Here is a 12,817-nt window from a genome sequence, read left to right on the forward strand (position 1 = left end):
CGCCAGGCAGGGAACTTCTATTTCAGCATTCAAGGCAACCCGCCAGACGGTTGAACACCGTCGGCTCTGTGTGGCCCACCTGCACATCGAGCACGTCGTGCAGCTTGCGCACCTGCTTTACAATCTGTTCCATCCGCCCGTCATCCTTGACAACCAGCCACATGCGGCAGGTATCGCCGCTGGCTTCGGGCGTAATCAGCACGCCCTCAAGGTTGTAGGCGCGTCCGGCAAAGAGTCCGCAAACGTGCGAGAGCACGCCGGGGTGATTGTTGACGCTCAAGTGCAAGGTCGTAAGTGCGCTCGTTATGGAACCGTTCATGAGTTAACCCCCTCTATCATCTGGCTGTTGGCCGCGCCTGGCGGCACCATGGGAAAGACCTTTTCTTCCGCGCTCATGCGCACTTCAAGCAGACAGGGACCGGGATTGGCCAGGGCCTGCTCCAGCACGGCCCTGGGGTCGCGCTCGTCGTTGAGGTGATAGGCAGGCATGCCAAAGCCCTGTGCAATGCGCACAAAGTCCGTGCCCGCCGTAAAGGCCGAGCCAAACAGGCGACCGCCAAAAAACAGATCCTGCTGTTGCTGCACAAGCCCGAGGGCCTCGTTGTTGCACAGGATGATCTTGACGTTGGCGTGGTTTTCGACCGCTGTGGCCATTTCCTGAATATTCATCAGCAGGCTGCCGTCGCCGGAAAAACAGACCACGGTTTCCTCCGGCTTTGCCAGCGCTGCGCCAATGGCGGCAGGCAGGCCAAAGCCCATGGTGCCAAGCCCGCCAGAGGTGAGCCACTGCCGGGGCTGCATCATGGGGTAGGCCTGGGCTACGCGCATCTGGTGCTGGCCCACGTCTGTAGAAACAATACCCTTGCCGTGCATGGCTTCGGCCACATGCCTTATGATGCCGTAGGGCGAGCAGACCTCGTCCATGCGGTCAAAATGCAGGCCGTGCTCCGCCTTGCAGGCGGCCACCCGCTTGAGCCACGGCTCGTGGTTGGTGTTGCGCAGCAGGGGCAGCAGGGCCTTGAGGGCCTGCGCCGCGTCAGCCGTAATGCCCACCTGCGGTATGCGCAGTTTGCCCACTTCGCAGGCGTCAATATCAATGTGCACAATGCCGGTCTTGGGGCAAAAGCTGTCCAGCCTGCCCGTGGCCCGGTCGCCAAGGCGCGCGCCCACAACCATAAGCAGGTCGCACTCCTCAACCAGCATGTTTGAGGCCCGAGCCCCGTGCATGCCCAGCATGCCCACGGCCAGCTCGTGCCCGTGGGGGATGGCCCCAAGGCCGCGCAGCGACATGACGGCGGGGATGCGCCGGGCTTCCATAAAGGCCAGCACCGCTTCAGAGGCCTCGGGCGACGACGTGCCCCCGCCAAGCAGCAACAAGGGGCGCTCCGCCCGGTTCATGAGTTCGGCGGCTCTGGCCAGCGCCTGCGCGTCAGGCTCGGGCATGGACGCCGGGGCGCCCGCTGCGGGCAGATCTTCCAGCTCGGCAATGGCAGCCTGCACGTCGCGCGGTATGTCCACCAGCACAGGGCCGGGGCGGTCTCCAGAGGCGATGGCAAAGGCCTCGGGGATGACGCGCAGCAGCTCTTCGATGGAGCGGACAATAAAGTTGTGTTTGGTGGCCGGGATGGACATGCCGTAGATGTCCACCTCCTGAAAGGCGTCAGTACCGATCATGCCCAGCGGCACCTGACCGGTAATGCAGACCAGCGGTACGGAATCCATACGCGCGTCGGCCAGGGCCGTAAGCGTATTGGTGGCGCCGGGGCCGGAGGTGGCAAAAACAACGCCGGGGCGGCCCGTAACCCTGGCCATGCCCTGCGCTATAAAGCCCGCGCCCTGCTCATGCCTGGCAAGAATGTGACGGATGGTTCCCCTGCGCCCCAGGGCATCGTAAAGGGGAAGATTGAAACCGCCCGGAATACCCGCAATGTGCGTGACACCCTGGTTTTCCAGCAGGCGGATGGTGAGTTCTGCTCCCGAAAGACGTAACATCGCCGCAAGACTCCTTTTCGATGGTGGGCTTGTCGGCGGCGGTACGGACTAAAAAACCCCGCCGACTCGCGCCAGCGGGGTTTACATATGCTTTCAGACTTTCCCTGCTCAAGACGCGCGCAAAGTGTGACACCGTACTACTACGGCGCACATAATAGCTAGCAGCGCTACGTGGCGGAAAGAAGAATGCGTGTTCATGCTCATGTAAAAAGCCTACGCTTGCACCCCGCAAGTTGTCAACATGTCAGACCAGTTTGAGCGTCGGCAAAGTTACTTTTTTTTCCTGCGCATTTCGCTGTTGTGCGGCAAAAGCAGCTTGACCGCCCGCACTTCGTCGATACGGCGGCGGTCCATGCGCGTAATCTCCAGCTCCCAGCCCTGATAACGCAGACGTGCGCCCTGCTCGGGGATGCGCCCCAGCTTCTCCATGATCAGCCCCCCAAGCGTGGCGCTGCTAAAGCGGCGCGGCAGGCTTACCCCCAGCCAGCTGGCAAACAGGTCAACCGCCAGCCGTCCGGGCAACATCCAGCTGCCATCGGGTCTGCGGCACACCTCGGGCCCGGCGGGCATGTCGCCCATCTGACCAGCCAGCACGCTGAGCAGCTCTGAGGGGGTGATGACGCCCACCACGCTGCCGTACTCGTTGCGCACAAAGGCCAGGGGGGCGGGGTGGGTGCGAAAGTCCTCGAGTATGGTCGGCAGGGGCGTGTGTTCAAATATGGTGGGCGCTGGCTTCAGGTAGGTTTTGAGGTTCCACTCGCGGCTGCCGATGCCCTGCTGCTCCTGCAGCAAAATATCGCCGGGGTGCACAACACCCAGCACCTCGTCGGTATCGCGCCGCAACACCGGCAACCACGCGAGCCTCGAGGCGGCGGCGTAGCGGGTGGCGGTGGCGCGGTCGGCGTTGCTGTCCAGCCAGTCCACGCGCTGGCGCGGAATCATGATAAACCGCGCCGTGCGCCCGCCAAGACGGATCACGCGGGCCACCATATCCCTCTCCCTGGGGGCAAAAAGCTGCCCGCCAGCGTCGCCGGCAAGGGCCGCAGCTTCAAGCTGGGCCTCGCCCCCGCCGGGCACGCCCCCGCCTAGCAGGTTGAGGATGACCCTGGCCGTTGATTCGCGCATGTCGCGCATGCTGTAGCGCCTGCGCCTGCTGCGCAGGGCCCACTGGTTGCAGGACTCCACCAGCACGGAAAAACCGATGGCAGCGTACATGTAGCCCTTGGGTATATGGTAGCCCAGGCCGTCGGCCAAAAGGCTCAGGCCGATCATCAGCAAAAACCCCAGGCAGAGCACAATGACCGTGGGGTGTCGCTCCACAAACTCCAGCAGGGGGGCGGCTGCCAGCACCATGATGACCATGGCCGCCACCACGGCAAGCATCATGATGAACACATGGTCCACCATGCCCACCGAGGTGATGATGGAATCAAGCGAAAACACCGCATCCAGCACTATGACCTGAAAAATAACCTGCCAGTAGCCAACCTGCGGGCCTCGGGTTTCAAACCTGCCCGCGTGGCCCTCAAGCCTGTCGTGCAGCTCCATGGTGCCCTTGAGCAGCAAAAAGACGCCGCCCGCCATAAGGATGAGGTCGCGGGCCGAGTAGCCGTGACCGCCCAGTGTAAACAGCGGGTTGGTAAGCATGACCAGGCGCGCCATAAAGGCCAGCAGCACCAGGCGCATGAGCAGGGCAAGCCCCAGACCTGTCAAAAAGGCCTGACGCTTTTTTTCCTGCGGCAGCTTGCCCACCAGAATGGAAATGAACACCAGGTTGTCCACGCCAAGCACTACCTCAAGCAGCACCAGCGTGCCCAGGCCAGCCCAGGCTGCGGGGTCAGTTACCCATGCCAGATCCCACATACGTTCTCCAGCGGCTAAACCGCGTTTATAAAACAAAAAAGGGGCCCAAAGGCCCCCTTAAAACGTGCTTGCGCAAAGGCGCGCACCAATACCCGCCGGCAAACCGGCGCGGCACAGCGCCTACTCGGCAGCAAGCTGAATGCGTTCGAAACCGGTGACCTTGATTTCGTCGCCGATGGTCTTGGCTGCTTCGCGCACGATGTCGGAAATGGTCTTTTTGTCGTCGCGGATGTAGGGTTGCTCCATCAGGCACACTTCCTTCTGGAACTTCTTCACCGCGCCGTCGGCAATCTTGTCAACGATCTGGGCGGGCTTGCCTTCTTCAATGGCCTTCTGGCGGTAAACTTCGCGTTCACGCTCCACGGCGGCCTGATCAAGGCTGGCGGCGTCAAGAGCCTGGGGGCTGGCGGCGGCTACCTGCATGGCCAGGTTCTTGGCCAGTTCCTGCACTTCGGGCTTGGCGGCGCTTTCGGCCTTGCCGCAAGAGAGATACACAAGCACGCCGATCTTGCCGTTGGCGTGGATGTACTGACCCACCACATCGTTTGCGCCCTTCTTGCTGAAGCGGGCAAACTTGCCAAGCTGCATGTTTTCGCCCACAGAGGCGATCAGCTGGGTCACTTCTTCACCAATGGCGGCTTCGAGAGCGGCGGCATCAGCGGGGGCCTTTTCAAGCACGACCTGCGAAATGCGGGCGGCCAGGGTCTGAAACTGTTCGCCACGGGCCACAAAGTCGGTTTCGCACAGCAGCGAACCCATGGCGATGTGCATACCGTCGGCAGTGGCGCTCACGGTCACAAGGCCTTCGCTGGTGGCGCGGCCGGACTTTTTGGCAGCCTTGGCCATGCCCTTCTGGCGCAGCCAGTCAACGGCCTTTTCCAGTTCGCCTTCCACTTCAACCAGGGCCTTTTTGCAGTCCATCATGCCCGCGCCGGTCATTTCGCGCAGTTCTTTAACCAATTGAGCAGTGATAGCCATTGTACACTCCACACGCTGTCCGGCCCCAAGCCGGAGTTGTCGTAACTTTTTTAGTTGGTTACGCGGCCTCCGCGAAGCGCGGCGCGCAAACCTTCATCCAGACGGGGGCAGCGCAGCCCATGACAGGTTGCGCCGCCCCCAGGATACGGAATATGGAAAGGCCAGCTATTCGGCAGCGGCTTCCTGCACGGGGGCAGCAGCTTCGGCCTTCTGCATGGCTTCTTCGGCGTTGACGGCTTCGCCCTTGTGGTCCTTGCTCATGGATTCGCCTTCCATGCAGGCTTCGGCGAAAGCGGCCACAAACAGCTTGATGGCGCGGATGGCGTCGTCGTTGCCGGGAATGATGAGATCAATGACATCGGGGTCGCAGTTGGTGTCGGTCACGGCAACGATCGGGATGCCGAGCTTGCGGCATTCCTTCACGGCGATGTCTTCACGGTGCGGATCGATGATAAAGGCAAGCTGGGGCAGACGGTCCATGTTCTTGATACCGCCCAGGGTTTGCTCGAGCTTGTTCATTTCGCGTTCCAGAAGCAGAATTTCCTTCTTCTGGTAGCGATTGATGGTGCCGTCGGCAAACATGATTTCCAGCTTCTTCAGACGGTCCACGCTCTTCTGGATGGTGACAAAGTTGGTGAGCGTGCCGCCCATCCAACGATTGGTCACATGGTACTGACCGGCGCGGCCGGCTTCAGCGGCCACTGCTTCCTGAGCCTGGCGCTTGGTACCGATGAACAGCACCTTGCCGCCCTTGGAGACAGTGTCGACCACCTTGTCGTAAGCGACGCGGAACAGCTTGACGGTCTGCTGCAGGTCGATGATATGGATGCCGTTACGGGCGCCAAAGATGTAAGGACGCATCTTGGGGTTCCAGCGGCGGGTCTGGTGACCAAAATGCACGCCGGTTTCCAGCATTTGCTTCATGCTGACATAAGCCATTGGGATTCCTCCAAAGGGTTAACTTCTTCCACCCATGCCCTGACCCTGCAACCCGATGTGCGCCCCCAGGCAAACTAGCTGTCCTTGGGCGCAAAAAATGGACGACGCACCACGCGCCGTCCCATCGGGCACCCCGGGCCGCTGCCTTTGGGTGTGCTTGATGGAAAGGGAGTCATACACCAACACCCTGCGAATAGCAAGCATTGGTGCGGAAATTTCCGCAACAGAAAACCTCGCCGCCTTAACGGCTTAAATCTCTGACCAGATCAGGCTGCGTGGTCTGCAGCTTCTTACCTGCATAGACAATCAGCACCCCGTCGTTTTTTACGCGCATAAGGTCAGGATGCGCGTCAAAAAATGCCATGGCTTCATCAAACTCGCCCCGCGACACGCCCCCGCCGTTACGGACCAGAAAGTTCGTGCCCGCATAGGGCGAAATGATCACCACGTCGTCGCCCAGCGGCCCTTGCATGGCGTTGATATCGGCGGCAAAGCGCTGATAGGGGTAAAACACGTGCGGGCCCAGTCCCGACTGCACCCACACCCGCACCGAAGGCGAAAAGTCGGGCAAACGCCCCAGCGAGTCGCGCAGACGGGCATAGGCCGCCGCATCAGGGTGTTGCAGCAGCCGCGCCACGGTTACGGCGGGGTTATACCACCCCGTCTGTGTGGCCAGCATGATCGCCGCCATCAGCACACAGGCTGCGGGCAGCAGTTTTTTCCACACTGCCGGGCGCAACCTGCCCTGCACCCACATGCAGGCATGGCAGATGGCCAGCAGCAAAAACACGCCGGGCAAATCCTCGTACTGTCCGGCCATGGCCCACATCTGCCCGTAGCCCGACACCGCCACCATGGCCAGATAGGGCAGCGTGCACAAAAGGCAGAGCAGGGCCTTGCGCCCCAGCAAGGGCAAAAACCAACTGTACGCCAACAGCCGCAGATAATACGACAGCTTGTTATGCCACCCGCCCCGTGCATCCATAAAGTGCTCAAAGGCATAGCCTGCGCCCCCTCCTGCAAGGTGCCGCATGTACGGCAGCCATACCTTGGTGACGGCAATAAACCACAGGCCGGAAACTGCGCACAGCACAAGACCCGCACGGCGCAGCCCCAGCAGCAAAAAGGCGTACATGCCCAGGCTGAAGATGCTGGGCGCGGCCCGCTCCTGCGCCATCAGGACCACAAAACAGCACGCGGCAAGCGCCCACCAGCGACGCCGATGCAGCATGAGCACCGCAAGCATAAGTACAGGGGTTACAAGCGTGGTGTAGTGCGTTTGGCGCGACCAGGGCGTGAGCACAGGACGAAAGAAAAAGAAAAGAACAAGCGCGACACCGGCGGTCCACACCCAGTTGCTGCCGGATGTTTCGCCCGCCTCGGCGTACAGGGCGCGTACCAGCCGGGGCAGTACAAAGGCCATGGCCCCAGTGGCCGCGCCGTGCAACAGGCTGAGCGCGTAGGGGGACTTCCACGGTCCCACAAGTGGGGCCAGCAGCGCGGTTAGCGGCGTGCAGTGGTGGGCGTAAAAGGGGTGGCCTTCATACACGTCGGCAAAGGGGGTGCGCCAGTCCCAGCCGTTCCAGACCCGCCATATCTGCGTCAAAAAATAGCTGAAATCCGCGTCGTTAATGACAAAGCTACGCATCTGCAGCACGCTGCCCCAGATGAACAGGGCGGCAAAGACCAGGGGGACATACCAGAGCACCAGTTTTTCCGCGATCAGCTGCCTGCCTGCAGCATTGTCTTTGCCCATACCTCTGCCCCCACCCACGGCCATTACGTTTAACGTGCGGCCCGGTACCGCATGCGGACGGCTTTTACCATGGCGGCTGCATCTCCACAAGCGACACCTCGCGGCCGGGCTGGCAGGACAACGCCGAGACGATCCGGATAAACGCCGGGCAACATTGCCCTCCGGGGCTCTTTTCAAACCGTGCATCAATACTTATAGTTCATTTTCACGCTGTGCCCGTATGGGCCCCAGCACATCAACACCTCAGGATTCACCATGAACAAGCACGGTTTTACACTCCTTACCGAACAATACCTGCACGAAGTGGACGGCACCGCCCGTTTGTGGCGGCACGACGCCACCGGCGCGCAGCTGCTCTCCGTCGTCAACGGCGACGAAAACAAATGCTTTGGCGTGAGCTTTCGCACGCCGCCCGCAGATTCCACGGGCGTCGCCCATATACTCGAGCATTCCGTGCTCTGCGGGTCGGACAAATACCCCGTCAAGGAACCCTTTGTAGAGCTGCTCAAGGGCTCGCTGAGCACGTTTCTCAACGCCTTTACCTATCCCGACAAGACCTGCTACCCCATCGCAAGCTGCAACCTGCGCGATTTTTACAACCTCACCGACGTTTACATCGACGCCGTCTTTCACCCGCGCATTACCGAAGACATTTTCAGGCAGGAAGGCTGGCACGTGGAGGCCGAAACCTCCGACGGCCCATGGTCGTACAAGGGCGTGGTCTACAATGAAATGAAGGGCGTCTATTCCTCGCCCGACTCCGTGCTGGCAGAGCAGAGCCAGCAGGCGCTGTTTCCCGACACGTTGTACAGCCTTGATTCTGGCGGCAACCCCGCAAACATCCCCGACCTCACCTACGAAGCCTTTTACGACTTTCACAGCCGTTACTATCACCCGAGCAACGCCCGCTTTTTCTTTTGGGGCGACGACCCGGAGGACGAACGCCTGCGCCTGACCGCCGCCGCCCTTGAGGGCTATACGGCCCGACCGGTCGATTCCGCAGTGCCCCTGCAGCCCCGGCTCGAGACCCCGCGCCAGATCGAGGTGCCCTACGCGGCCTCCAAGGACGAAAAGCGCGCCCTGTTCACGGTCAACTGGCTGCTGGGCGAGCGCGGCGACGTGCATCAGGCACTGCTGATGGAGATGCTCGAGCATATCCTTGAGGGCCTGCCCGGCTCCCCCCTGCGCAAGGCGCTCATCGCCTCGGGCCTCGGCGAGGACACCACCGGCTGCGGGCTCGAAACCGACCTGCGCCAGATGTACTACTCCACCGGACTCAAGGGCGTGGCCCCGCGCGACGTGCAGCAGGCCGAGCTGCTTATTTTTGACACGCTGGCCCAGCTGGTGGAAGAAGGTATCCCCCGCTCCGCCGTCGAAGCCGCCGTCAACAGCGTGGAATTCGCCTACCGCGAAAACAATTCAGGCCGCTTCCCCCGGGGGCTGGCCGCCATGGTGCAGTCGCTGACCACCTGGCTGTATGACGGCGACCCGCTGGCTCCCCTGGCCTGGGAAGCGCCGCTCAACGCGCTCAAGGCCCGCATCGAAGCGGGCGAACCCGTGTTCGAGCAGGCCATCAAGGACTGGTTCCTCAACAACGAGCACAGGGCAACCGTCATCCTGATGCCCGACGCCAAGCTGGGACAGCTGCGCGACGAGGCGGAAAAAGCCCGCGTGGACTCGGTGCAGGCCGCCGCCGGTTCCGACCAACGCGCCCGCATGGTTGCCGAAACCGCCCGCCTGATGGAAGCCCAGGAGGCTCCCGACAGCCCTGAGGCGCTGGCGACCATTCCGGCCCTGGGGCTGGAAGACCTGCCGCGCGAAAACGCCATTATCCCCCGGGCCATGGCCGAGCTGCCCGAGACCTTTTTGACGCACGAGCTGCCCACGCAGGGCATTGCCTACACAACCCTGCTGCTGCCGCTCACCAACGTGCCCGACAGGCTTGCGCCCCTGCTGCCGCTTTTTGCCCGCTCCCTCACCGAGACGGGCACCGCGCGGCGCGACTTTACCGAGTTGGGCGCGCTCATGGCCGCAAAAACCGGCGGGCTTGGCGCAGACCCCCTGCTGGGGCTTGTGCGGGGCAGCCGCAAAACCATTGGCTACCTCAGCGTGGCGGGCAAGGCCGTGTACGACAAGCTGCCCGACCTCTTTGCCCTGACCCGCGAAATCCTGCTGGAGCCCATCAAGAACGCGGACGTGCTGCGCGAGCGGCTGGGGCAGATGCTGCTTGAGGCCAAGGCCCGGCTGGAGCACGGCCTGCAATCGGCAGGACATGCCGCCGTCAGCTCGCGCCTGCGGGCGCGCTTCAACGGCGCCAGCGCGCTGAACGAGCGCACCTCCGGCCTGAGCTACCTTGAAAACGTGCGCGGCCTGCTGCAACGCATGGATACGGACGCGCAGTCCGTCCTTGACGACCTGGAAGAGCTGCGCTCGCGCATCATCGCCCGCCCCGGCGCCATCTTTGACTGCACCGCCGAGACGCAAGGCCTGGCCCTGGTCGAGGCCGAGGCCCGTCAGCTGCTGCGCGCCCTTGCGCCAGCGCGAGCGGGGTCTGAATCAGGCTTTGGCAGCGCCCCGCTTGATCTGCCCATGGGCGAGGCCTTTATCGCTCCAGCCCAGATCAACTATGTGGGCAAGGCCGCCAACATATACGATCAGGGCTATGTGTACCACGGTTCGGCCAGCGTCATCCTGCGCTACCTGCGCATGGGCTACCTGTGGGAGCGCGTGCGCGTGCGCGGCGGGGCTTACGGGGCCTTTTGCAATCTTGACCGCCTGGGCGGCACCCTGGTGTGCGCCTCGTACCGCGACCCCAACGTGGAGGACACGCTGGCGGCCTTTGACGGCATGGCCGAATACCTGCGAGGCTTCAGCCCCGACAAGGCCCAGCTTACCCAGGCCATCGTGGGAGCCGTTGGCGACATAGACAGTTATCTGCTGCCCGACGCCAAGGGCGCGCAGTCCCTATCGCGCTGGCTCACGGACGACAATGACGCCGCCCGCGCCCTCATGCGCGACGAGATACTCTCCACGACAGAAAAGCACTTCCGCGAGTTTGCCGAGGTGCTGGCCGAGGCCGCGCGCACCGGGGCCACCTGCGTGCTGGGCGGCCCCAAGACCGAAGCCGCCGCCAAGGAGCACGGCTGGAGCAGCACCAAACTGGTGTAACCCCAACCGATTGTCTGACGGCAAAGGGGGAGATTTGCCCAAAATCTCCCCCTTTGCGTCTTGAGGCCCCGGATGTTCGCCGCCGGAAAACTGATACGTCGCGCATCCATATATAAGGATCAGCCGCATGCCAGACCAACCCCGCCAGACCGCAACAGACAGAGAGCAGCAGAGCGCGGCGCACGCAAGGCCCCCTGTTGCGGAACCATTGGGGGAACAGCCGGAAAAACAGCCGCAGACCAGGCCAGCAGCACCGGGGGAAAAACCGTCAAAAGCGTATACAGGGGCGCACCCGCTGGCCGGGCGGCTTGCCGCGCCCTCCTTTGTAATACCCGCAGGCGTGGGCGAAAACGCCCGTTTTTTGGCCGACAGGGTAGACGAGGTGGGCCTGTGCCTGTTTGAAACCCAGGCCTGCCTGAACTACGGCCCCGCCGATCTGCCGCCCGACCTGGCTGCCCTGCCCCTGCGCTGGCACGCCCACCTGCCGGTGGATCTGCCCTGGCCGACAAAAAGCAGCGCCGTTCATCCCGCCCGCACGGCGGCACGGCTGGCCCTTGCGGTGCTGGACAGGGCCGCGTTTCTTCAGCCGCGCCGCGCCGTGCTGCACCCGCCGGAAGGCTCGCCGCAACGGCAACGCCGCCTGCTGGCCGGTTTTGCCCACCACTGGAAAAAATACAGCCATATCCCCTTGTTGCTCGAAAACGTGAAGCACAGCGACATCCACGGCCTTGGGCAAGGTTTTTTGCAGGATCACGGCCTTGGCCTGTGTCTGGACGTAGGGCACCTACTGGGATATGGTCAAAAAAATTTGTTATTTTCGTCTTTGCCAGAGCAGGCGGCACTGGTGCACTGGAGTGCGCCCGGCGACGGCGACCGGCATCTGCCGCTCACGGCGCTGACAGAGCCGCAGCTGCAGATTGCAGCCGCCCTCATGGAGCGCTTCGCCTCCGATGCGGTGCATCTTGCGGAGATATTCAACTGGAAGGGGCTGGCTTCTTCGTTGCCGGTTTTGGACGCGCTTGCGCAACCACATCTTGCCCGATGAGCTAAAAGGAGAACCATGGCTGGTGCTACGGACCACATCCCCCTGCTGCAGAAATGGCGGGCAGGTCTTTGCAAGGATGACCGCTGGTGTATCCTCATCAATGCCGACCCCGACGCCCTGGCCTCGGCGCTGGCGCTCAAGCGAATTATGATTCACAAAGTCCACGGCGTGGACATCGCCCGCATCAACGAGGTCACACGGCCAGACAACCTGGCCATGATCCGCTACCTCAATATTCCCGTTATCGCGTGGCAGCCCGAAAACGCCGGGCAGTACACACGTTACGCCATGGTCGATTCGCAGCCGCACCACAACAAGGCCTTTCTGGGGCTGCACTTTGACTGCATAATAGACCACCACCCCCTGCCCCGCGCCGTGCCCAACGTTACGGCCTGCACGCTGGCAGGCCCGGCGGCCTTTCGCGATATCCGCCCCGGCATGGGGGCCACCAGCACCATGATGACCCGCTACCTCAAGGTCCTGCGCATGCGGCCCGGCCCACGGCTGGCCACTGCCCTGCTCTACGGCATACGCACCGATACCGCCGCCTTTGAGCGCTCGGGCGGCGAGGACGACTTTCGGGCGTACCAGTGGCTCTCGCGCCATGCGGACAACAACCTGCTGCGGCGCATCTTGCGTAGCGAATACCTGCGCGAATGGCTGCCGCTGTTTTCACGCGCCTTTCGCTCTCTGGCCGATTGCCGTGGCGGCGGCGCGTTTGCTTCGCTCAACGAGGTCAACAGCGCCGATCTGCTGGTGGCCGTGGCCGACTTTTTTACGCGGGTGCACGGCCTGCGCTGGATAGCCGTAAGCGGCATTGTGGACAAAACCGTCATCGTGATCTTTCGGGGCGACGGGGGGCGCGACATTGGACGTCTGGCGGACGCCTGCTTTTATGACGTGGGCGTGGCTGGCGGGCACCGCAACCTTGCGCGGGCGGAGTTTCCGCTTTCCGCAGTTCCCGAAGGCCTCAGGCCTGGCGAGTTTGTGCTTAAACGTCTGGAGACGCGAAAACTGCGGCCCAAGAAGGGCGGCGAAAACCCCACAGACCCGGTGGAACGGGGCGCGGCCTGAGC

9 protein-coding genes are annotated in these 12,817 nt (G+C 62.7%); 3 read left to right on the forward strand and 6 right to left on the reverse strand.

What is annotated here, in order from left to right:
- Nucleotides 1-22 precede the first annotated feature (22 nt).
- The 6 genes from DDIC_RS11850 to DDIC_RS11875 all read right to left on the reverse strand — a co-directional run bounded on the left by DDIC_RS11850 (nt 23) and on the right by DDIC_RS11875 (nt 7,528).
- Nucleotides 23-319 (reverse strand): ACT domain-containing protein, encoded by a 297-nt coding sequence (locus DDIC_RS11850; protein WP_136400630.1) that lies wholly within the window; start codon nt 317-319, stop codon nt 23-25.
- Nucleotides 316-1,992: a biosynthetic-type acetolactate synthase large subunit gene (gene ilvB, locus DDIC_RS11855; protein WP_136400631.1), complete on the reverse strand. Its 1,677-nt coding sequence runs from the start codon at nt 1,990-1,992 to the stop codon at nt 316-318. Before ilvB ends, DDIC_RS11850 begins: the two co-directional genes overlap by 4 nt.
- Before the next feature lie 270 nt (nt 1,993-2,262).
- Nucleotides 2,263-3,855, reverse strand: coding sequence for a TerC family protein (locus DDIC_RS11860; protein WP_136400632.1), 1,593 nt, complete (start codon nt 3,853-3,855; stop codon nt 2,263-2,265).
- A 120-nt stretch (nt 3,856-3,975) separates the two neighbouring features.
- Complete coding sequence (gene tsf, locus DDIC_RS11865) at nt 3,976-4,833, reverse strand: translation elongation factor Ts (RefSeq protein WP_136400633.1); 858 nt, start codon at nt 4,831-4,833, stop codon at nt 3,976-3,978.
- Nucleotides 4,834-4,998: 165 nt separating this feature from the next.
- Complete coding sequence (gene rpsB / locus DDIC_RS11870) at nt 4,999-5,772, reverse strand: 30S ribosomal protein S2 (RefSeq protein WP_136400634.1); 774 nt, start codon at nt 5,770-5,772, stop codon at nt 4,999-5,001.
- A gap of 241 nt (nt 5,773-6,013) precedes the next feature.
- The gene (locus DDIC_RS11875; RefSeq protein ID WP_168732547.1) at nt 6,014-7,528 is read right to left on the reverse strand and encodes a DUF2079 domain-containing protein; all 1,515 of its coding nucleotides are present in this window, start codon (nt 7,526-7,528) and stop codon (nt 6,014-6,016) included.
- A gap of 255 nt (nt 7,529-7,783) precedes the next feature.
- On the opposite strand from DDIC_RS11875, the gene DDIC_RS11880 reads away from it, so the two are divergent.
- From DDIC_RS11880 to DDIC_RS11890, 3 genes are all read left to right on the forward strand, one after another.
- Complete coding sequence (locus DDIC_RS11880) at nt 7,784-10,696, forward strand: insulinase family protein (RefSeq protein ID WP_136400636.1); 2,913 nt, start codon at nt 7,784-7,786, stop codon at nt 10,694-10,696.
- A gap of 127 nt (nt 10,697-10,823) precedes the next feature.
- Complete coding sequence (cbiR, locus tag DDIC_RS11885; RefSeq protein ID WP_247647475.1) at nt 10,824-11,741, forward strand: cobamide remodeling phosphodiesterase CbiR; 918 nt, start codon at nt 10,824-10,826, stop codon at nt 11,739-11,741.
- 15 nt (nt 11,742-11,756) lie between these two features.
- Entirely contained in the window at nt 11,757-12,815 is a 1,059-nt protein-coding gene (locus tag DDIC_RS11890; RefSeq protein WP_136400637.1) for a DHH family phosphoesterase, read from the forward strand.
- Nucleotides 12,816-12,817 lie beyond the last annotated feature (2 nt).

Origin of the sequence: Desulfovibrio desulfuricans, from assembly GCF_004801255.1 — a bacterium.
GTDB classification, from domain to species: Bacteria; Desulfobacterota; Desulfovibrionia; order Desulfovibrionales; family Desulfovibrionaceae; genus Desulfovibrio; species Desulfovibrio desulfuricans_C.